Source organism: Polynucleobacter sp. IMCC 29146 (assembly GCF_021395195.1).
GTDB lineage: Bacteria > Pseudomonadota > Gammaproteobacteria > Burkholderiales > Burkholderiaceae > Polynucleobacter.
Map to the genome: position 1 here is coordinate 1 of NZ_JAJVCR010000016.1, position 21,563 is coordinate 21,563.

Genomic DNA, 21,563 nt, shown 5'->3' on the forward strand with positions numbered 1-21,563 from the left:
CTGCCAGCAGGCTATCAATGAGTTCTTGGGGTACTGCTCGTTTTGCTGCTTCGGTCATCATCATTACTCCTATGGAGTGGGCTTTTACCCATTATTAGACCGTTTACACAAAATTTAGTACACCCCCACCTCAGAATTAAGTTCTTCTGCCCGGCTCCGGTAGTGGAACCATGATTGCTTGACCTGGTGTACTGCAACCCTGATCACAGCAGCGTCCTGGCTGCTTATTCTTGGTAATTGCACGTTCCTGATTGCTAGTGAGAACACCTCGGTCTAATAATCTTTCAACCAACTCTACTTTGTTACCAATGGGATATTGGCGATAAATCTCTTTTTTCATGGCTGCTGGCGAGCCTCCACCATGCAAGCTAATCACAGAGTACCAGCCACCTTGATAAGAGGCGGTCAAATCTTCGATAAAGCGAGCTACTTCAATACGCTTATCATAAGGAACCGCTGGGTTTGCACGTAATACTTCTGCCAAGGTTGCTGCAGTGGCAGGATTGTGATCTTCATCGGGCCCAGGAAGAGCCACAATTAAGCCGCCAGACACTTCATGGGCAAGACGATGCATATCATAAATCTGGGTAGCTAATAACAGTTTCCCGATGTTTGAAAATACAGGTTCAGGCATAAAGGATTTACTGTAAGGGTCTTGTGTACCATATACGCTTGCTGCAACACCGCAAGCATAAAACCCTTCGGTGATCTTAATCAGTTCAACCATGGGTTCACGCAAATTCGATTTAGTTTCCGGATCAAAGCCATTAGCTTCACACATCAAGGCTCCAGCTCCAATCAAGAGGTCGCCAAAGCCGGCTCTTGCTGCAATACAACTATGACGGTGATGGGTAGCGTAGCTGTAAGTTAAAACACTGGAGTGCTCCCATTCACCAGCGTAGAAAACACGTTCCCAAGGAACAAATACCTTATCAAAAATCACTACGCCAGTAGATTGGCCATACTTACTGGAAAAGAGCGGCTTGCCATGCTCCACTTTTTCTCCTGGGCGTCCAGCCGGACGGGCAACGATGGTAATGCCTTTAGCATCTACCGGTACTGCACAACAAATCGCAAACGCCGCATCTTCCTTGCTCATATTACGACCTGGCATTACTAAGAACTCATGCATATAGGGCGCACCAGTGACGATGGCCTTCGTACCAGAAATCACGACCCCTTTGGCATCTTGAGAAACAATATGCACATAGGTATCAGGATTGGCTTGTTCATGCGGCCTGAGAGATCGGTCACCTTTAGCATCAGTCATTGCAATACCTAAAGCTAAATCATTTTTTTGTACATGGGCGAGATACTCAGCAAACTTAGCGCGATGATCATTACAACCTTGTGCATCATCAATCCGAGCCGATACTTGACCAAGGGCATTTAAGGCATCATGAGCTAGATAGCGTTGAGCGCAACCTGTTTCCTGACATAGGACACGAACAGCCTCTAATTTATTTAAGAGGTCACCGGAAGATTCATTAATGTGCAACATCCTTGGAACCGTTTTGCCATTTGAGCTGGCTAACATTAAAGGTGCTAGAGCAGGGTCATGTACCATGTCATAAGTAACGCCTAGAGCATCTACTCCAGGCCTCAACATGGCTTCATCAACTACAGATTCAACCAAGCGTCCATCAACATAGACGACCGGCTTTAGCTTACGTAATGACTCTCGGTAGTCTTTACTAGTCATGAATTGGGAGGTACTGTTGCTCATATGAGGCCTTAATCGTTTGTTTAATGGGTGATTTATCAAATAATACACAATAATTAAACAGTGTTCAATTATTAAGACATATGTATAATTTCTCAATGGATCAAGTGATTACCTCCCCAAGAGATCTGCGACAACAAGCTTTGGCGGATGCAAGGCGTGAGCACATTTTAAGTGCTGCTAGAGCAGTATTTATCGAGGTGGGATTAGAGGCTGTCAGCATGCGAGAAATCGCAAAGCGGGCGGGCTATACCGCTGGAGCTATTTACAGCTATTTTGCTAGCAAAGAAGAAATCTATGGGGCATTGCTAGCTGAATCGCTCGAGCGTTTAAATAATTTCGTAAATCTATCTGCGGAGGATATCTCCGTTGATCAGGAGGGTCAACCTGCATTTGCAGAGCTCCGTAAAAGTGCTCTAGCTTTTTATGAGTTTTATCGAGACAATCCACGCGATTTGGACTTGGGTTTTTATCTCTTCCAGGGACTTAAGCCTAGGGGATTAACAAATGAGTGGGACTCAGAGCTCAACACACGTCTTCGGGCTGCTATGCAACATCAAGAGGCAGCCTTGATCAAGTTAGGCTGTAATAAAAGAGATGTAGATACTGAACTTACAGCGATTTTTGCGCACATAGTTGGGATACTATTACTAAACCATACAGGCCGTATTCGGATGTTCGGTAAAGGTGCTGATGAATTAATCACCCACTACCTAGATAAATTAGCACTTCGCCTGCCCAAATCAAAATAATAACTACATGATGATTAACCAAGACACTAGCGCCCTCATTCTGATTGACTATCAAACACGTTTGATGCCCAGTATTCATGAGGGTGAAGAAGCTATAGCTTCAGCGCTCTTTCTTGCTAAGGTAGCAAAAGCCTTACAAATTCCTATCCTAGGAACTGAGCAAAATCCAGAGGGGTTAGGACAAAACAATGAGCGTATTAAAGTATTTTGTGACTATACCCTGGTGAAGCATTCCTTTAATGGATCTGCAGATGGCTTAGCGACTAATATCAGGGAATTAAATCCCTTGATCACTCAAGTAGTTCTAGCCGGTTGTGAAGCGCATGTCTGTCTGATGCAAACTGCCCTAGGTCTTCAGGCGCAGGGCTATGAGGTGGCAGTAGTGCCTGAGGCTTGCAGTAGTAGAAGAGTGCAAGATAAGATATTGGCTGTTGACCGCATGAGTCATCAAAAAATTACTATGCTAGGTGCTGAAATGCTTGCCTTTGAGTGGCTTAAAACATCGGAGCACTCACAATTTAAGAATATTCTGAACTTAATAAAAAACAGATAGTTATAAAAAATAATCTTCTTCCTTATTTTTGCTCTTGGCTTTCCAAGGCATTTAAATTTTCTAATCTTAATTTAGCATTAATTCTTTTGAGCCAAATTGTCACTGCTGGCGGTACGAGAGCTGAATAATTTTGATCATAGAGAAGTGCTTCTCTAATGGTAGAGGCACTGATCAATTTCGGGGAACCCGTTTCGGTAGCTACTTTGTAGCCTGCCAATCGTAGGCGATTTACTTTTTCCTGTTCCCATTCAGAAAATACCCTGAGTAAATGAATACTTTCATTTGGATCGGTTGGTACAAACTCGGACCATTTTTCTGGCGCATGGATTGGTAAAGCAACGATGGTAAATTGAGTTGGATCAACACCAGCCTCTAATAGCGCATCCTTAATCATTGCCGAGCGCTCCCAATAGCTAAATGGGTTTGCAAAGGCTGTATGACGATGATGACTGGTGATCTCTTTTTGAATTGAAGTGCGATCATAATTAGTAATGCCAATAAATAAATGGGTTCCAAAGGTATGAGCCCATCTTAAATATGCTAAGTGTTCGTTATGAAACGGTTGAAAGCGGCCATGAGCAATAGCATATTGATAAGGTTTATGTGGCTGCATTTTTTATAAGGCTTTGAATGAAGTGATGCCAAGACTCTCATAAGCATTTGGCCTACCACCCAAAAAATGAGACCGGTTTGATGCATTTAAAAGGATTGGCATAATATCTCGACTACACAGTTGACCAAGTGATCCGCCAACAGATAATCTTTCGGAAAAATGATTTACTGAGTCAACTCGAATTCCTTCCCCCATCATAGAAAGAGGCACTGATTCACCTGAGTGAAGCATTGGACCATGGCTTGGAGTACAGTGATCCGCAGTAATCGCTATTAGAAAGTCTTCCTGTAGCTTTTCCCAACTCCAAATATCTGAAAGACCAAAATCAATAGCCTCAATTACTTGAGCCTTCTTCAGCGGAGAATGACTGTGCGCAGCTTCATCGGCTGCTTTAGTATGAAGGTGAACAAAATCACAGCCATTATCGAAAGCATGCTTAGCCACAGCTAACTTATTAATCATTTCACAGCTAGGCTCACCTTCATCAACTTCTATGTAATTCATTTGCAATAAGCTGGCCATGCCTTTATATATCGGAGCCGACGCAATTAAAGAGGAGATTAAGCCTGTTTTTTGATAGAAGCTCATGAGTTCTTGATGCTTACCAGGCCACTTGGTAACAGTCATATTCAGAGGTAACTTACCATCAAGTATCCTTTGGCTATTAATGGGGTGCTTTGAGAGTACTTCATGAGTCCATCTTAAATAATGATTTAATGCTTTGGCAGTATTCTGTGCGTCTCCATAGTTTCTACTTGAATCAAGAGCCTCAATTTCAAGTACGGGTCTGCCTGTATGCATAAATGGATCTGAATCTGTAATATCCTCACAGCCGCCGTGCATGATTAGTAAAGAATCAGACTTTCCAATATATTGCACTTCAAAATGAATGCCACAAGATTCAAATTGACTGATTGACTCCACCAATTTTTGGGCATCTTGTGCTTCTGATGCAGGCCACCATGGGGTGATCATGAACCCTTCATTTGATGGGGTCACATGACGTAAACCTAAGTGCGCTACAGAAACATTAGAGGGTGGCGTAATACCAAATCCCATACTTTCAAATACAGCTCTACCTGGATAGAAATCTTTCTCATAGCCAAATAAATGAAAGTGAGCCAATTCGGATGGAGGAACCATCCCAGGGTTAATTGGGTAGACCGATGCTGATGCCCCTAATTTGGCAATTCGATCTAAATTTGGAGTTCTGGCATACTCCAGGGGGGTTAAATTTCCTAATTCCTTATAAATACGATCACCAATACCATCGAGAAGAATGAGCAGTATTTTTTTCATTGCATATTAGCGTTTAATCCCAATGTTTCCGCAATAGTATTTCGTTGAGATTCATCAGTACCGCCTGGAATACGAAGATTTCGTGCAATTTGGAACAGTTTATTTACTACAGTATCTTTCATAATCCCTGTAGCGCCATGCAGTTGTAGTGCCTTATCGGCAACACGATAAAAGGATTCATCGTTTACGATTTTCATTAATGCAAAAAGACGTATTTGTTCTTGAGGACGATTGGTATCCCACCATGGCCCAAATTTTTCTATATCTCTTAGGCATGCTAATGAAGTTGCTCGTGCGCTGTACCAGTCTATATACATATCAGATACCATCCACTGTAGACCTTGATTACGACCTAGCGGCTTACCGGCCACTTTCCTATGTTTAAGACGATCTAGAGTTTTATCAATGAGTAATTTTGACCAAGCAGAGCACATCCCTCCGCGACGTGTTCTAGTCCAGTTAATAGATGTTAGGGCTATTTCAAAGCCTTGCCCACGATTTCCAATCATTGCACTCTCAGGGAGTTCAAGATTTTCAAAATGTAGCTCTCCTGTTAGACCATCATCAAACATCGTACGATTAATCCGGCCATGTTTAAATCCTTTCCCTAGGTAATCCTTAGATTCAAATTGAAAGTAACTGAAACTTTTTTTACCAATACCCGGATCGGTGATGGCAAGTACATTCACAATATCCGCCTCAAATGGGTTGGTAATGTAGGCTTTGTGACCGTTAAGAATCCATTTATCGCCTTTTTGGACAGCATTGGTTTTCATGTCAAATAAATTAGAGCCAGCATCTGGCTCTGTGACAGCATGACAGCTTGTTTTTTGACCTAAGATTAATGGTCTCACAAATTGATCTTGTAACTCTTCTCGGACAAAAATTAATCTTGGAGTTGATCCATCAGTCCAAGATAAGATGCCCGGGGCTAAATCAATACCATATGAATAAACCTTTTCCTCTATAAAGAACATTTCTGTTCTTGAGAGCCCACCGCCACCAATAGATTGAGGGAGATGGAGTGAAAATAAGCCTTCCATTCCAGATGCCTGCATGATTTCGCGTCTAGCTGCTTGTATTTCTGGATGTAATTTACCGGTTCGATCTATATATTCCAGGCTATTTCTGAGTCTGTGGCGAAGTTGATGCTCTCGTGGTTCAACTTCACTGGTATAAAAAGTCTCAATTTTTTCAATAATAGGCAGGAGGTGGCTTGGTGTTTGTTCGATCATGATTCAAATTGTGCGTTTGGGTCTTGGTTTAGTTTTGGCGAGATGTTATAGGTAGTTTTGTAGCCGATATTTTTTATAGGGTTACCAATTGAGAGGAAATTAGTTTCGTCATCTTTTAGTTTGATCACCATCTCCCTATCTTTAGTCAGGGGTGAGCTGATTGCTTCGCTCAAGTTTTTAATTCCTGCTACTACAATGCCGAGGGGTATTAATAATGCTTCCCACTCATTAGAAGTTTTAGTTTTCATCATTTCATTTAACAAGGGGATCAGAGATACTCTATGCTCACCCCGTTTTTTCATCGTGCAGAAGCGCTCATCTGTGATCCATTCGGGCTTATTAATAATTTCACAGAATTTATTCCAAAAATTATCGTGTGTAATAAAAAGAGTGAGCCAGCCATCTGCAGATGCGAATACCTGAGCTGGAACTATATAGGGGTGGGCAGACAATGATTGTCGTACTGGTTTTTCTTGCGCATTTAGCCATGCGCCGGCTAGATAGTTCAGTTGAGAGAGCATGACATCATGCATGGCAATATCAACTTGACCACCTTTCCCCTCAATAATACGAGCAAGTAATCCAAGAGCACCCATGATTCCTGCTGAATTATCAACAGCAGAATAGCCGGCCTTAGTAGGGTAGCCATCTGGCTCACCAGTAAGATCCATGATTCCAACTAGCGCCTGAATAATGTAGTCATAAGCTGGACGCTCAGACTCAATGCTATCTAATCCAAAGCCTGTCATAGCTACACAAGCTATTTTAGGGTTGATATGTTTTAACTTATCGTATGTAAGGCCGAGGGAATTTATTGCCCCTGGTCGAAGATTAGTAATAAGCCCATCTGCTTGTGCAACTAAGGCATGAAACTTTTTACGACCTTCATCTGTTGTGAGATCTAAGGTAATACTTTTTTTATTACGGTTTAGGCTAACGAAATACGCATTGTGGCCATCAATACTATGAGGGCCAAGAGTGCGGGCGATATCGCCGTCTGGAGGTTCAATTTTGATGACCTCCATTCCTAAGTCGGCAAGCAGCATGCCGCAATAAGGCCCCATCAGCATATGGCTAACTTCAATTAACTTTTTACCATTTAGGGGACCTGGACTGATCGGAGAATAATTGGGCATTTACTTATTTCCCTTTGTATTTAGGGGCACGTTTTTCCATAAATGCTTGACGGCCCTCAATTCGATCTTCAGTGTCTCGCAATATTCCCCAATATAGTTCTGTAATTTGCTGGGCATCGATATCACTTAAGTGCCCGGTGATTTTGGATAATTTTTTAATTGCTTGAGTTGCTAACGGACCATTTGATGAAATTCGCTGCGCAATTTTTAAAGCCTCTGGCATCAGATCCTGAGCAGAAAAGATATCTGAAATTAAGCCAATATCGAGCGCTTTCATTGCTTTAATGGATTCACCAGTCAGCGCCATCTTCATCGCATGAGCAGGAGGAACTGCCTTAAGTAGACGGTGCAGACCTAAGACTGCTGGAATCGATGCCACCTTAGCTTCAGGGAGGCCAAATATAGCATTGTCTGATGCAATTTTTAGATCACATTGCAAGGCTATTTCTAAGCCGCCACCCAAGCAATAGCCATTAATTGCGGCAATTAATGGCTTATGAATATTTAAATCAGTGAGATCCATCATACGAATATAGAGGCCTTGTTCCGAAGCCTTGTCGGTTTCTCTAAAGAATGCTTCTGCGTAACTTACTGGTGAGGAGCTTCCGCCTTTGAGGTCAGCACCCGCACAAAATGAGTCATTTCCTGCGCCAGTGAGAATAATGACTTTTACTTGTTCATCATCTCTTGCATTCATTAAGGCGGTACGAAGTTCTTTTAATGTTGCAAGGTCTAATGCATTTTTCTTTTGGGGCCTATTAATAGTCAATATTGCTATTGAATCGCTGGCTTCATAAGTGATCATTTAGCTTCCTTATACACTCGGGGAGGAGAGACTTCTTCCACCGCATACATATAAAACTTGTCCAGTGAGATAAGAGGCGTCTGGATTTAAAAAGGTCATCACGGCATAGGCAACATCATCCGGAGTGCCAATACGTTTGACAGGTACAGATTCTTTTAATTTACTTTGAAGTGATGCATCAAAACTATCAAATAATGGTGTTTGTATGATGCCCGGAGCAATTGCATTGACCGTGATACCTTTGGCAGCAAATTCAATTGCAAGACTTCTAGTAAGACTAATAACGCCACCCTTAGCGGCTGAATAGTTTGATTGTCCAAAGCCACCAAGCCAGGCACGTGATGAAATATTAACAATTCTGCCAAAATTGCGTGGTAGCATTTCCTTAATTGTGGCCTGACAAAATAGGAATTGGGACTTTAGGTTAACGTTAATCACATCGTCCCAATCAGCCTCAGTCATATTAAGTAATCTTTTGTCTCGAATAATGCCAGCATTATTAACGAGGTAATCGATCTGGCCACCCCAAGCAATTACCTGCTCAATGGCGGATTGCACCTCATCAATTTTGCAGACATTTCCAGACACTCCAATTACTTTGCTTCCAAATCCCTTGAGTTGGTCAACAGCGGCGCTAAGTTTTGTTTGGTCATAATCAATTAATGCAACATCAATGCCATTAGTTATCAATTTCTTAGCAATTCCAAAGCCAATGCCTTGTGCTGCTCCAGTAACGATGGCAACTCTTCTTGGTAGTTGAGACATATTAAATTCCTAAAATATGAACAGAGGAGGCAGCGTGATCAACACCAGCAATACCACCGCCCGTGCATTGTGCAAGCGCAATTTTAGGCTTATTAACCTGGCGTTCCATAGCTCTGCCTTCAAGTTGCCATGTAAGCTCTACCATTTGCGCTACTCCTGTAGCGCCGAGAGGGTGACCTTTTGCCAGTAAGCCGCCACTTGGATTTACAGGAATTTTCCCGCTAAGCCCAGTCTTGCCAGAGCGTAATAATTCTGGGCCTTCTCCCGGCTTTGCAATACCTAGAGCCTCGTAATAAATCAATTCAGCAATGGTAAAGGCATCATGTAGTTCGATGACATCAATATCATTTGGCCCAATGCCAGCTTGTTCATAGGCTAGTCTTGCAGCTCTAGCAGTAATTTCTGCATCCAAAATATCGTCAGAATGTTTTTCTTGAATACCAGATTGAACAATTGACGCTAGCAATTTAACTGGCTTTCGCCCATTGTTATGCTCGGTGCTGAGGATGAGGGCTGCTGCACCATCAACCTGAGAGGGGCAGCACTGCATGAGTGTTAAAGGATCAGCAATCATACGAGAAGATAATACTTCTTCAATTGTAGTAGGCGTTCTTTGCTGTGCATATGGATTTAGTGAGCCATTAAATCTATTTTTGACAGCCACTTGTGCTAATAGACTAGGATTTTCATCTCTCTCATAAAGGTAGCGCGTTGCTCTCATGGCATAAATTGACGGCAATACCAATCCAGAGTTTGAGTAAATTCTGGTCTTATGGTCATTTAATTGCAATGGAATTGTGCCACCACCAAGCTGGGTTAGTTGTTCAATACCAACCACTAAAATTGTTTTATATTGCTCAGCTAATAAGGCATGCTTCGCAAGATGAACGGCTGTAGCTCCACTAGCACATGCATTTTCAATGTTGTATATGGAAATCCCTTGCAATTGAAGATCACGCACAATGAGTTGACCAAGAATCATCCCCCCAAATACGTTTGCACAATAGATTGCTTCGATATCATTTAATGTTAAATTGGCATCTTTAACTGCATTGAGAATGGCACCTTGAGCAAGTTCAGGTGCTAAAGTATTTGGTTGCTTATCGAAGCGTGTCATAGCAACACCTTCAATAAAGATCATATTTTTATTCATGGACTATTGACTTATTTTTTCAAAAATATGGCCAAATTCAGCATCTGGCCTCATTAAATATTTATCTCCAATAGCGGGGTTTCCGCTTTGGACGAGCCGTCCGAATATCCTGACTGGAAAATCAGGTAGATTCACAAAGCCAATTGCATAGGGTTCAATGCCTGATTTCTTGCTTGGGTGAATAACAGTGAAGCTATATAAGGTGCCATTGGGATTTAATTCTTGATCAACGTAATCTATATCTAACGGAGAGTCTTTAGCAACCGGAGGGAAAATGATTTCCTTTGACTTTTTATGCATACTGCCCAATGGCTTGGGGGGTATGCCTTGATTCCAGTAGTATGAGGTTATGCCCATGTTTTTAATAGCTTTTTATAAAAGTAGCCCCCATTCTTGAGTAGATTTGCAAATTAGTCAAGCGAGTAAAAATCATAATCTATTGATAAATAATCAAACATAATGAGTGGGAATGTAAATTGTTTAAACTTTGATTACATCTATACAAATCCAGCTTAAGAAACAAAATTTTGAATAAGCAAAATGTGATTTTTGTATCCAATGGGGGCCCAGATCGATTGGTGGGAGGTGTCGTATCTTTGATAAAACCCCTCGCAAAGCGATTTAAGGCGATATGGATTTCAGCAGGCAATGGTGCAATGAATCAGGATGACTATGAGGATGAAGAGATAACAGTAAAAAAAGTTGCCTTAGCCTCAGAGGTTTACCGATCTTATTACGATAGATTTTGTAATGAGGGTCTATGGACCCTTTGCCATCATCAGACTACGGAGCCACTATTCAATAGTAAGGACTTCAATTCATATGTTGTTGCAAACCATTTATTTGCAGAGGAAGTAGTTCGCTGTGCGAGTGATCTTGCTGAGCCCATTATTTTTATTAATGACTATCAATTAGCCTTGTTGCCAAAGCTAATCAGGTCTGCATTGCCACGCGCAAAAATTTTATTTTATTGGCATATTCCGTGGCCGCTTAATAGCAGACTAAAAGTATGCCCCTGGAACCGTGAACTAATCAATGGCATATTGGCTGCAGATAATATTGGTTTTCAGACAAATCAAGATAGGTCTAATTTTATAAGCTCAATACCTGACGATCTTCGGGGTGGCAGTGTGGCGAATCTTGGGGTTTACCCAGCTTCAATTGAGTGGCCGGTATTGAAAAATTTACAGCAACTATCTGTAAATAGAAATCAATCTGAAATTACTCAAAAATATCAATTGCAAAAAACCGATTACATTTTTTTAAGCGTAGATAGAGTGGATCATGCAAAAGGAATTATTGAGCGACTGAATGTAATCAAGAAAATATTGGAATTGAATCCATCTCTAGTGAAAAAAATTAAATTCATACAGATTTATATTCAAACCAGACCATCCATCTTGAAATACAGACAATATGAAGCGCAGATCACTGAATTAATAGCTGAAATTAATAATGAGTATGGCTCAAAAGATTGGCAGCCAATTATTTCTGAGCAGAGTGCTCTAACTAAAAAACAACTTACATTTTTGTATCGTTCAGCAAGCTGTCTGTGGGTATCTAGTTTGGCGGATGGCCAAAATTTAATTTGTAAAGAATTTATTGCCGCCAGAGATGATGAGGATGGAGCCTTAATGCTCTCTATGCATACTGGAGCAGCAAAAGATCTGCCCTCTGCGGTCATCTACGATCCCTTGAGTGAGAAAGATGCCATTCAGGCATTCAATCAAATACTATCAATGGGGAGTTATGAAAGAAAGACGCGCATGATTTCTTTAAGGCGATCCGTCAAGAATTATGACGTTCATCTCTGGATGGATGAGCAACTTTCTAGGCTTCATCAAGAGGCCCGATTAGTTTTTTAACCATTTGGCAATCTGGATTTGTTCTTCGCTGCCCATACCTGAAATGGGGTTACAGCAGATCAAATTCTTGCAATCAGTTGGAAAATCTTGGGGTGAATCATCGATGGCGCGCCAGTCTATTGAGCTCGAATTTATATGTGTACTTAAGTAGTTCTCAATTTCTATAAATCTTTTGTGATTGATTTCATTTATAACCTCCGTGGCCCCAATGACTAATTCTCCAATTGACCTTGGTAAAAGTTCCCGCATCTTTTGGGTGCTATAAGTCAGACGCCAATTTGACGTGATAACAATTTTTGAGGAAGCACCCTCTAAGGCTCTTTCAAGATAATGAATTTTACAAAATAGGTTTTCTTTCTCGCAATTAAGAGGGTGAAGAACACCATCAAAATCCAGAAATAATATTTTTATGTTAGCCACCATGTTTTGCAATAGCTCATTCATTTAAAGAAATTATGTTAGAAAGTATTTTTACCGACAAATCATTTAATTTCAAATAGGACATTTTTTGTCATAAACTCAAGTAAATATGGAGCCCAATAAAAGAGAACATCTTCCCCCCTTAAATAACTTGCGGGTTTTTGAGGTAGTTGCTCGCCACTTGAGTATTTCAAGGGCAGCTAATGAGCTTAATGTTACTCCTGGTGCAGTGAGCAGGCAGTTGACAGCCTTAGAGTCCTTTGTCGGGGTTCAGTTATTTTCTCGTAAGCACCGAGCTTTAATTCTCACAGAGAAAGGGCGTGAGTACTACGAAGATATTAGTAAGTCTTTATCAGAAATCCAATCATCAACCAAGCGTTTATTTTCCGGACAGAATCAAAATCAATTGAAGGTGCGTTGCTACACAACATTCTCAATTCGCTGGCTTATACCTCGACTTTCTAGTTTTTTGGCCTTACATCCCAAAATGGAAGTGGTATTAACCACCTCAATGGATCCAGTAAATTTCGATCAAGAAGATTTGGACTGTGCAATACGTCTGGGGGATGGAGCTTGGAGTGATGCAAATGTTACAAGATTGGTCTCCAATATTATTCTTCCAGTTTGTAGCCCGTCTTTACTGGAGGGTGGCCCAATTGAGATCCTGCAGAACTTTAGCCGATATAAGTTATTAGATGCTATTGGACGTCCTGATGATTGGAATCTTTGGTTTGATTCAATTGGTTTGTCTGTAAAACTTGAGGATTTTTCACGTCTAAGCTATGAAAGTTCAGCCCTATGTTACTTGGCTGCAATTGAAGGCCATGGAATTGCAATGGCCCAATATTTTCTGGTGGAATCAGAATTGACAAGCGGAAAGTTGATTTGTCCTTTACCTAAATTTCTAAATCGCGAGAGTTTTACTTATTACTTATTAACACCCCTAGGCAAAAATGAGAGTCAGCAAGCTAAAGATTTTCGTACATGGTTGCTGGAGGAGATAAGGAGTTGCTCCGATACTCCTCCAGCCATTCTTAATCCAAGCCAATAGCTTCGGCTATCGTTATTGTCCTTGTATGCCAGCTATTTTTACAATTTCAGCCCATTTTGCAACCTCTGAATTTATAAAATCACCCCATTGTTTAGCATCACGATTATCAACAATTGCTCCACGATCATTAATTTTCTTTTGTACTTCTGGATTAGCCAAGATAGTGCGGATATCTTTACTTAGCCTATCAATGATTTCTTTTGGAGTACCCTTAGGAGCTAGAACGCCACCCCAGCCAGGCCCTTCAAAGCCTGGATAACCAAGTTCCGCAACTGTAGGTACATTGGGTAGCTGCGGAATTCTTTTTGCTGTCATAACAGCAATCGGCCTTACCTTGCCTGAAGCAATATGTGGGGCAATAGTAGGCAATGTCTCAACAGCTAAATTAATTTGGCCACCAATTAAATCAGTAACTGCTTGTCCACTACCTTTATAGGGAACAGAAAGAATGTCAATTTTAGCTCGTGCTTTCAGCAATTCTTCTGCAAGTTGTTGGTTGGGGGCAGAATATGCCCACTCGAGCTTTCCGGGATTGCTTTGGGCGTAGTCAACTATCTGTTTTAATGTTGTGAAAGGAGAATTTTGATTTGCTACTAGCAAAAGAGGAACAATAAAAACTCCGTTAACTGGCTCAAAATCTTTTGGGCTGTAAGGTAAGGTAGGATAAAGCGCAGGGTTTACAGCAATCGTGCTGCTTGAAGCCATGGTTAAGGTGTAACCATCGGGGGCAGCTTCTTTCCCAAAAACAGTTCCAGGGATACCATTTGCACCGCCTTTATTGTCCACCATAATTTTTTGGGGAAGTATTTGCGAAAGCTCATCAGCAACAATTCTGGAAAAGATGTCTGTTGCCTGCCCAGCTGGAAAAGGTACTACAAATTTAATTGTCTTATTTGGGTATTGAGAGAATGCAAGGGAGGAGAAAAAAATTAATCCAGTTGCGATAAGGAAATGAATCTTTGATTTAATGATTGTCATAAAATGCTCCATAGGGCTAGTTCTGTTTAGGGCAATATAAATTACTGGATTAAAATATCTAGATTTTTGAGTATGGGTGTCCATTTACTGTTCTCCTTATTTAGGATTTCAGTCGTCTCCGCAGAGCTTGTTGAAATAGCCTCAAATCCAAGATTCAGAAGTTCGGACTGATAGTTTTTATTTTCAGCTAACTTTGCGAAATCTTTTTCAAGTTTCAAAATAATGTCTTTTGGTGTTTTAGCTGGAGCCAAGATCAAATATCTTGAACTCACCTCTACATCTGGAAGGCCTGCTTCTGTTAGAGAAATAATTTCGGAGGCTAGTGGTGTCCTTTTCGAGCCAATCACTGCTAGTATTTTTAATTTCCCAGTCTTAGCATATTCCTTCACCGTCGAAAGTGTAAACATACCTATATTCACATGACCTGCCAAAATATCTACCAAGGCTGGCCCATTTCCTTTATAAGGAATTGAGTTGAATTTAATTTGTGCTTTATGGGCAAAGAGAATGGAGGCTAAATCTTGTGGGCTACCAGCGCCTGGGGTTGCAAGAGATACTTGGCCTGGGTTCTTCTTTGCAAGCGCAATCAATTCTTTAACTGAATTGACTGGGAATTCTGGATTTGCGGCTAAAACAATTGGTGCTGAAGTTATAAAAGAAATAGGAACAAAATCTTTTTGCGGATCAAAATTTAATTTTTTGAACAGCAATGGCATGATTGCGATGACATCGGTATTAATTAGCAGCGTGTATCCATCTGGCTCGCTTTTAGCTACGCTTTCCGTACCTATTGTGCTGCCTACCCCACCTTTATTGTCCATAACAATAGGTTGATTCAGAATATTTTTTAAGTGTGGTGACATGATTCTTGCAACCGTATCAGAGCCACCACCAACAGCGTATGGGATCACTAGTTTAATTGGTCGGTTCGGGTAATTATCTGCTGGCGCTGAAATAGATGAAGAGCCCAATAGAGCTAAGGTAATTCCAAATGCAAATCTAACGGCATACGTTTTGTTCGTGCGCTTCATAAACCAATCTCCTTATTTTATTCATTCTAAAGTGGAATTTTTTTAAAAACAATCAAATATCGGGTAATCCCTAGTGGGTATTTCAAATTCATAGGGCTATATTGTTCGAACAATAGTATTAATTAGGAATTTTGTGAAAGTTAATGAGCCAATCACCAATTGTTTGATCGATCAGATTCGTACAAAATACTACCCTGTTGGGTCTGTATTACCCACGGAACAGGAATTGCAGCAAAAATTTAATGCATCTCGTTATGCGGTTCGTGAATCTTTGCGTGAATTAGTTGCTATGGGCTTAATTTCACGAAAGCCAAAAACAGGGTCTGTCGTCGTTTCCTTGCATGAAGAGCGCAGTTTTGTACAAAGTCATGGATCTATCAATGATCTTTTTACCTACATAAAAAATTCTAAGCTGATTGTTTTAGAGTCTAGCGAAATTTGTGTTTCTGAAAATCAATTTGACGACTTAGCTCTACCAATTGGCGCTACATGGAAGAAGGTCAAGGTTATAAGGCAGAAAATTAGACCCGCACTGCCCCTAGTAGTAAGTGAAATTTATGTTCCGGTTGTATATAGTAGGATTGAGACTTACTTAGGTAGTCTGAAGGTGCCAATTTATGCCTTACTTGAAAAAATTACTGGCTTTAAGATTACCAAGGTCGACCAACGCATTTCAGGCTGCTTGATATCTAAAAGTCAGTCAAAATATTTGGGGGTGAAGTCTGGCTCAGCAGGACTAAATATTGTTAGACATTATTACGGCATGCAAAATAAACTTTTGCTAGTCACTAACAGTATTTATAGAGCAGACCAGTATACCTATCAAGTTAGCCTGAACTACGATCAATCCCTCAGCTCAAGTCGGCCCTAATGATGAATAAATCCTCACAAGAAAGTCGTGTAGAGACGATTTCTGAGCAATTGTCTTTGTTTGCGCTTAATCTCAAACTCGAACAAATTCCTATATCGGTTTGTGCCCAAGCGAAGTTGCATATGTTGGATGCCATTGGTATTGGGATCGCTTCTAGCCACTATGATTTTGCTAAAAATATCTTGCACGCATTAATGTCTTTACAAGAGAGCAATGATCAGCATTATCAAGTTCTAGGGGTTCCAAATAAGCTATCTATGCGTGATGCCATCCTAGTCAATGGAACATATATTCATGGACTGGATTTTGACGATACACATGCAGCCGGCGTTATTCATGCCTCATCAAGTGCGATGGCTGCCCTTTTGAGCGTAGGGCAGCGTCATAACATCAACGGGCAAGATGGACTTGTTGCTTATCTTGTTGCAATTGAGGTAGCCAGCAGGATTGCATCAGCTGCAAATGGTGGATTTCATGAAAAAGGCTTTCATCCAACTGGTTTGGTTGGTATTTTCGGTGCGACAGTGCTAGTTGGTCGGATCATGAAGCTTACTGCAGGTGAGCTAACAAATGCATTGGGGATTTCTTTATCTATGGCCTCTGGGGTCATGGAATTTTTAGAGGGTGGAGCTTGGACTAAGCGAATGCATCCTGGGTGGGCTGCATCCTCAGCCGTGACTGCTTGCGCCATGGCTAAAAATGGTTTCATTGGGCCAAGAAATACTTTTGAAGGCCGCTATGGGCTGTTTAATAGCCACATTGATTCAAGCAATCTTGCAAGTCTAGAAAAATGTACAAATGGTCTTGGTCAGATTTGGGAGATGCAAAATATTTCATTGAAACCCTATCCTGCATGTCATTACAACCATGCATTTGTAGATGCTGCAGTTACTCTTCGCCAAGAGAATGCATTTGAGATTGACGATATCAAGAGCATCAAAGCGCGCATTAGCGAAAAACAAGTGCCAGTGGTTTGTGAGCCTCAGGCTAGCAAACGAATCCCGAAAAATTCTTATGAGGCACAGTTTTCTATTCACTTTGTGATTGCCACAAGCTTGATAAAGGGCAAATTTACACTCAATGAGCTCGAGAACGATACTATTTTTGATCCACAAATTCTTGCACTATGTCAAAAAATTGAATATGAGATTGATCCTAAATCTGCATTTCCAGAGTTTTATTCTGGAGAGATAGAAATTCAATTGAAATCAGGAAAATCTCTGATTCATCGAGAGCAAATGAATAGAGGATCTAGTGCTAATCCACTAGCTAAGCATGAGGTTTTAGAAAAGTTTTACTCAAATGTAGAGCGTGTTATGAGTCACACAGCAGCAAAAAAATTTACCGAAGACTTTTTAAATTTAGAACATGAGAAGTCTTTCATTAATATCATGAATCAATTGAAAGTTAATTAGGAGACAATGATGAGTTTACAGATACGGCCATTGCAAAAGACTTTTGGTGCTGAAGTGAGTGGTTTAGATTTATCTAAACCACTCACTTCGCAAACTATCGCTGAATTGAAATCACTCTGGCATAAGTACGAGCTTTTATTGTTTAGAAATCAAACCATGGATGAGGCTGAAATAGTTTCATTTTCTAAGCAACTTGGAGATCTAGAAATTCATATTAGGAAAGAGTTTTTATCTCAGAAGTCTCCGGAGATCCTCTATGTTTCAAATATGACTAAAGAAGGAAAGCCAGTTGGAATTTTGGCTGATTCTGAAGTGGGTTGGCATTACGATCAAATTTATTTGCCACGGCCGGCGGTAGGATCTTTTCTATTTTCTGTAAAGCTACCAAGCTCTGGTGGTGAGACATCATTTTCTGATATGTCAGCTGCCTATGCAGCCTTGCCCCAATCAATGAAAAATGCTATTGACGGAAAAAAAGCAGTTCAATCTTATGAGGCTTTTAATGCTCTTTATAGTGTACCCACAAGCACTGAGCAAAAAAAGAAAACCCCTGATATCGAACACCCATTAGTAAGAGTTCACCCCTATTCCGGAAAAAAGGCTCTATATATTTGCCCCGGAATGACTACGCAAATTGTTGGTTTGGATAAGTCGACTAGTGATGATTTATTGCAAGAGCTCTTTGATTGGTCTACTAAGCCAGAGTTTGTTTATTCGCATGTTTGGCAGTTGGGTGACGGGCTTTTATGGGATAACGCCTGCACTATGCACAAACGTGAGCCATTTGACCCCAAGCAAGAACGTCTAATGAAGAGAACAACCATACTTCCCGAGCCAAAATATGCAGTACCAGTTTGAATAGGTTAAAAATAAATGAATAATTTACAGCCTGAAGCGCTTTCGGGATTGCGTGTTTTGGATTGCGCAACTTTTATTGCCGGTCCTTATTGCGCAACTTTTTTTGCCGAATTTGGGGCTGAGGTTATTAAAGTTGAACTGCCTAAAGTTGGTGATCCTACACGTAAATTCGGAACACCCACATCCTGTGGCGATTCTTTAATTTGGCTCTCTGAGAGTCGTAATAAAAAATCTATTACGATTGATTTACGTAAAAAAGAGGGCGCTGATTTATTAAAAAAATTGGTTGAGAAGAGTGATGTTCTAGTTGAAAATTTTCAACCAGGTACATTTGAATCGTGGGGACTAAGTTGGGAGGAATTAAAAAAACATAATCCTAAGTTGATAATGGTGAGAATCTCAGCCTATGGGCAAACTGGACCACTAAGTCCGCTGCCTGGTTTTGGTAGGGTCGCTAATGGTTTTGGCGGTATTTCTTATTTATCAGGATACCCTGACCGACCTCCTGTATCTCCAGGTTCGGCGACCTTGGCAGATTATTTATCTGGAATGTATGGTGCTCTAGGAGCTTTGGTCGCTCTGCAGGCCAGAGATAAAACTCAAGAAGGTCAGGTGGTGGATGTTGGTCTATATGAGTCAGTTTTCCGAATATTAGACGAGCTAGCACCTGCCTATCATTTCAATGGCTATATAAGAGAGCGTATGGGAGCTGGAACAGTGAATGTTGTTCCCCATAGCCACTATCAAACTAAAGATGGTAAGTGGATTGCAATTGCTTGTACTAACGATAAGATATTTTTAAGGTTGGCTGTGCTGATGGGATGCCCCGAACTCGCTGGAAATGGTAAGTGGGGAAAAATTGTTGATCGCGAAAAAGACCGCCTTGTTATAGATCAATTTGTTACGGACTGGACTATGCAATATTCTCGTGAAGAATTATTAAAACTATGTTCAGAGGGCGAGGTGCCTTGTGGCCCCATTAATTCAATTGAGGAAATTTTCACAAATGAGCAATTTGCTGCACGTGAAAACATAGCCTATATTAAGGAACCTAGAATTTCAGATAATCAAGTAATTGCAGTGCCGAATGTTGTTCCAAGACTTTCTGCAACCCCTGGAAAGATTCATTCTTTAGGCCCAAAATTAGGGGCAGATGTTGATTCTCTGCTTTCAAGCATTTTGGCATTTAAGCCTGAGGAAATTGAGGAGCTTCGTCAAGCTGGTGTTATATAGTTAATTAGATATCCATAAATGGCTAAAAATGAATACAAGTATTAAAAATAATTTGTTTCGAACTCTTCTTTTTACTCCAGCAAATCATGCAAGAAGAGTAAGTAAAGCCCTTAGTCTAGATGCAGATGCCGTTATTCTTGATTTAGAGGACGCGGTAGCTAATAGCGAGAAGGTAGTTGCTAGAATGGATGCGATTGCTGCAATCAAAAGCACCAGTCGATCTAAAATTTATGTCAGAGTCAATGCGCTTGATACTCAATGGACTCTGGGAGACCTTCAGGCAGTAGTTGGTCCTGGTTTATACGGAGTGGTGCTACCTAAGGTACAGGGTCCGGAAGATATAGAAATGGTAGATTGGTTACTGGCTAATCTTGAGCGAGAACAGGGTTTGAATATTGGTAGCATAGATTTACTGCCAATTATTGAAACTGCGAAAGGTTTTTCAAATCTCAATAAGATATTTTTAGAGCATCGATATCGATCAAGTAATCAATATCAGCGGGTAAAGCGTTTTACTTTTGGTGCTGGTGATTTTTGCAATGATGTCGGCATGCTATGGACTTCGAGCGAAAGAGAGTTGGATGTCGTTAGAAATTCATGCATTGTGACTGCAAGAGCGGCTAATTTGGAACCACCCATTGATACTGTTTGGATTCATCTCAAAGACCATGAGGGCCTTGAAAGCTCTGTTGTAAGAAGCTTAAATCTTGGTTTTCAAGGAAGATTATGTATTCACCCCGATCAGGTGAGTATTACAAATCAAGTATTTACCCCCAGTGCAGATGAAGTTTTGCGCGCCAAGAAAATTGTGGATAGCTTTCTTGAAGCTGAAAAGAAAGGGTTAGCCGCCATTCAAGTTGATGGCATGTTTGTTGACTACCCTATTTTGTATAAAGCTCAAAAAATCTTAGCGATTCATCAAGCCATATCTATTAATAGTAGGTAAGCACTACTTTGGTTTGGCATTAGTACCTCCTAGTGCACAATGACTCTAGTATGAATTGTTTTGGAGTCTTTACTGATTAGAAGAGGAAATATGAAACACATTGTTTTGATTACAGGAGCTACCGCTGGATTTGGAGAGGCGGCTGCCCGCCGTTTTTTGGCTCATGGCCATAAGGTTATTGCAGCTGGCAGAAGAGCAGAGCGCTTAGAGGCCTTAAAGGCATCACTTCCTGCTGACCAGCAAAAAAATATCCTTACTTTGGTACTCGATGTTTGTGATAGCGCCCAAGTGGATCTTTTGCCTGCCACTCTTCCTGCGCAATTTGCTCAAGTGACTATATTGGTGAACAATGCCGGCCTTGCGCTGGGTTTAGATCCTGCCCAAAAAGCCCTCATCAGTGATTGGGATCAAATGATTGATACGAACGTTAAAGGTTTGATTCATATGACCAGAGCTTTTTTACCCGGTATGGTCGAGCGTCAATGTGGGCATGTCATCAACATCGGATCTGTTGCGGGCCTCTACGCTTATGCTGGCAGCAATGTATATGGTGCAAGCAAAGCCTTTGTAAAGCAATTCAGTATGAATTTACGTGCCGATCTGATTGGCACACCACTGCGAGTAACCTGCATCGAGCCAGGCCTTAGTTCTGGTACCGAATACTCGAACGTTCGTTTTAAAGGCGATACAGCTAGAGTGGAGAAGGTATACCAGGGTGTTGAGGCCCTAAGTCCGGGGGTGTACTAAATTTTGTGTAAACGGTCTAATAATGGGTAAAAGCCCACTCCATAGGAGTAATGATGATGACCGAAGCAGCAAAACGAGCAGTACCCCAAGAACTCATTGATAGCCTGCTGGCAG

Annotated in this window: 21 protein-coding genes and 1 pseudogene; 10 read left to right on the forward strand and 12 right to left on the reverse strand. The window is 41.0% G+C overall.

Going from position 1 to position 21,563, the window contains the following annotated elements; translation table 11 throughout:
• Positions 1–136: 136 nt before the first annotated feature.
• Positions 137–1,726, reverse strand: coding sequence for a 4-hydroxyphenylacetate 3-hydroxylase family protein (locus tag LZT22_RS11990; RefSeq protein WP_233925528.1), 1,590 nt, complete (start codon positions 1,724–1,726; stop codon positions 137–139).
• Between the two features lie 95 nt (positions 1,727–1,821).
• Here LZT22_RS11990 and LZT22_RS11995 point away from each other — a divergent pair, with 95 nt between their 5' ends.
• Together LZT22_RS11995 and LZT22_RS12000 are read left to right on the forward strand one after the other, a co-directional pair.
• Positions 1,822–2,475 (forward strand): TetR/AcrR family transcriptional regulator, encoded by a 654-nt coding sequence (locus LZT22_RS11995; RefSeq protein WP_233925529.1) that lies wholly within the window; start codon positions 1,822–1,824, stop codon positions 2,473–2,475.
• A 7-nt stretch (positions 2,476–2,482) separates the two neighbouring features.
• The gene (locus LZT22_RS12000) at positions 2,483–3,028 is read left to right on the forward strand and encodes an isochorismatase family protein (RefSeq protein WP_233925530.1); all 546 of its coding nucleotides are present in this window, start codon (positions 2,483–2,485) and stop codon (positions 3,026–3,028) included.
• A gap of 22 nt (positions 3,029–3,050) precedes the next feature.
• On the opposite strand, the gene LZT22_RS12005 is transcribed toward LZT22_RS12000, so the two are convergent.
• Genes LZT22_RS12005 through LZT22_RS12040 form a run of 8 tightly spaced genes read right to left on the reverse strand, consistent with a single transcriptional unit; the run spans position 3,051 to position 10,334 of the window.
• Positions 3,051–3,641, reverse strand: a complete 591-nt coding sequence (locus LZT22_RS12005) for a hypothetical protein (protein ID WP_233925531.1) — start codon at positions 3,639–3,641, stop codon at positions 3,051–3,053.
• Between the two features lie 3 nt (positions 3,642–3,644).
• Complete coding sequence (locus LZT22_RS12010) at positions 3,645–4,940, reverse strand: alkaline phosphatase family protein (RefSeq protein ID WP_233925532.1); 1,296 nt, start codon at positions 4,938–4,940, stop codon at positions 3,645–3,647.
• On the reverse strand, positions 4,937–6,175 hold the full coding sequence (locus LZT22_RS12015; protein ID WP_233925533.1) for an acyl-CoA dehydrogenase family protein: 1,239 nt from the start codon (positions 6,173–6,175) through the stop codon (positions 4,937–4,939). The genes LZT22_RS12010 and LZT22_RS12015 overlap by 4 nt, the downstream gene beginning before the upstream one ends.
• Positions 6,172–7,311, reverse strand: a complete 1,140-nt coding sequence (locus LZT22_RS12020; protein ID WP_233925534.1) for a CaiB/BaiF CoA-transferase family protein — start codon at positions 7,309–7,311, stop codon at positions 6,172–6,174. The genes LZT22_RS12015 and LZT22_RS12020 overlap by 4 nt, the downstream gene beginning before the upstream one ends.
• A gap of 4 nt (positions 7,312–7,315) precedes the next feature.
• A complete protein-coding gene (locus LZT22_RS12025; protein ID WP_233925535.1) occupies positions 7,316–8,116 on the reverse strand; it encodes an enoyl-CoA hydratase/isomerase family protein in 801 nt (266 codons plus the stop codon).
• Between the two features lie 9 nt (positions 8,117–8,125).
• Positions 8,126–8,881, reverse strand: coding sequence for an SDR family NAD(P)-dependent oxidoreductase (locus LZT22_RS12030; protein WP_233925536.1), 756 nt, complete (start codon positions 8,879–8,881; stop codon positions 8,126–8,128).
• Between the two features lies 1 nt (position 8,882).
• The gene (locus tag LZT22_RS12035; protein ID WP_233925537.1) at positions 8,883–10,022 is read right to left on the reverse strand and encodes a thiolase family protein; all 1,140 of its coding nucleotides are present in this window, start codon (positions 10,020–10,022) and stop codon (positions 8,883–8,885) included.
• 15 nt (positions 10,023–10,037) lie between these two features.
• Positions 10,038–10,334: an OB-fold domain-containing protein gene (locus LZT22_RS12040; protein ID WP_233925538.1), complete on the reverse strand. Its 297-nt coding sequence runs from the start codon at positions 10,332–10,334 to the stop codon at positions 10,038–10,040.
• 227 nt (positions 10,335–10,561) lie between these two features.
• Between LZT22_RS12040 and LZT22_RS12045 the strand changes: the two genes are divergently transcribed.
• Positions 10,562–11,899, forward strand: a complete 1,338-nt coding sequence (locus LZT22_RS12045; protein ID WP_233925539.1) for a trehalose-6-phosphate synthase — start codon at positions 10,562–10,564, stop codon at positions 11,897–11,899.
• On the opposite strand, the gene LZT22_RS12050 is transcribed toward LZT22_RS12045, so the two are convergent.
• Complete coding sequence (locus LZT22_RS12050) at positions 11,888–12,343, reverse strand: HAD domain-containing protein (protein ID WP_233925540.1); 456 nt, start codon at positions 12,341–12,343, stop codon at positions 11,888–11,890. The genes LZT22_RS12045 and LZT22_RS12050 overlap by 12 nt on opposite strands.
• 85 nt (positions 12,344–12,428) lie before the next feature.
• On the opposite strand from LZT22_RS12050, the gene gcvA reads away from it, so the two are divergent.
• The gene (gene gcvA, locus LZT22_RS12055; protein ID WP_233925541.1) at positions 12,429–13,370 is read left to right on the forward strand and encodes a transcriptional regulator GcvA; all 942 of its coding nucleotides are present in this window, start codon (positions 12,429–12,431) and stop codon (positions 13,368–13,370) included.
• 12 nt (positions 13,371–13,382) lie between these two features.
• Here the strand turns inward: gcvA and LZT22_RS12060 are convergent, their stop codons facing one another.
• Both LZT22_RS12060 and LZT22_RS12065 read right to left on the reverse strand, forming a co-directional pair.
• Positions 13,383–14,432 carry a tripartite tricarboxylate transporter substrate binding protein gene (locus tag LZT22_RS12060; protein WP_233925542.1) on the reverse strand — a complete coding sequence of 350 codons (1,050 nt, stop codon included), beginning with the start codon at positions 14,430–14,432 and terminating at the stop codon, positions 13,383–13,385.
• Positions 14,390–15,379 (reverse strand): tripartite tricarboxylate transporter substrate binding protein, encoded by a 990-nt coding sequence (locus LZT22_RS12065; RefSeq protein ID WP_233925543.1) that lies wholly within the window; start codon positions 15,377–15,379, stop codon positions 14,390–14,392. The genes LZT22_RS12060 and LZT22_RS12065 overlap by 43 nt, the downstream gene beginning before the upstream one ends.
• Before the next feature lie 133 nt (positions 15,380–15,512).
• Between LZT22_RS12065 and LZT22_RS12070 the strand changes: the two genes are divergently transcribed.
• From LZT22_RS12070 to LZT22_RS12095, 6 genes and pseudogenes are all read left to right on the forward strand, one after another.
• Entirely contained in the window at positions 15,513–16,250 is a 738-nt protein-coding gene (locus LZT22_RS12070) for a GntR family transcriptional regulator (RefSeq protein ID WP_233925544.1), read from the forward strand.
• Positions 16,250–17,665: an MmgE/PrpD family protein gene (locus LZT22_RS12075; RefSeq protein ID WP_233925545.1), complete on the forward strand. Its 1,416-nt coding sequence runs from the start codon at positions 16,250–16,252 to the stop codon at positions 17,663–17,665. The genes LZT22_RS12070 and LZT22_RS12075 overlap by 1 nt, the downstream gene beginning before the upstream one ends.
• Before the next feature lie 9 nt (positions 17,666–17,674).
• Positions 17,675–18,523, forward strand: coding sequence for a TauD/TfdA family dioxygenase (locus tag LZT22_RS12080; protein WP_233925546.1), 849 nt, complete (start codon positions 17,675–17,677; stop codon positions 18,521–18,523).
• A gap of 15 nt (positions 18,524–18,538) precedes the next feature.
• Complete coding sequence (locus LZT22_RS12085; protein WP_233925548.1) at positions 18,539–19,756, forward strand: CaiB/BaiF CoA-transferase family protein; 1,218 nt, start codon at positions 18,539–18,541, stop codon at positions 19,754–19,756.
• A 28-nt stretch (positions 19,757–19,784) separates the two neighbouring features.
• Positions 19,785–20,702 (forward strand): CoA ester lyase, encoded by a 918-nt coding sequence (locus LZT22_RS12090; RefSeq protein WP_233925550.1) that lies wholly within the window; start codon positions 19,785–19,787, stop codon positions 20,700–20,702.
• Positions 20,703–20,792: 90 nt separating this feature from the next.
• A pseudogene (locus LZT22_RS12095) lies at positions 20,793–21,437 on the forward strand (SDR family NAD(P)-dependent oxidoreductase); the annotation flags it as partial.
• Positions 21,438–21,563: the final 126 nt, after the last annotated feature.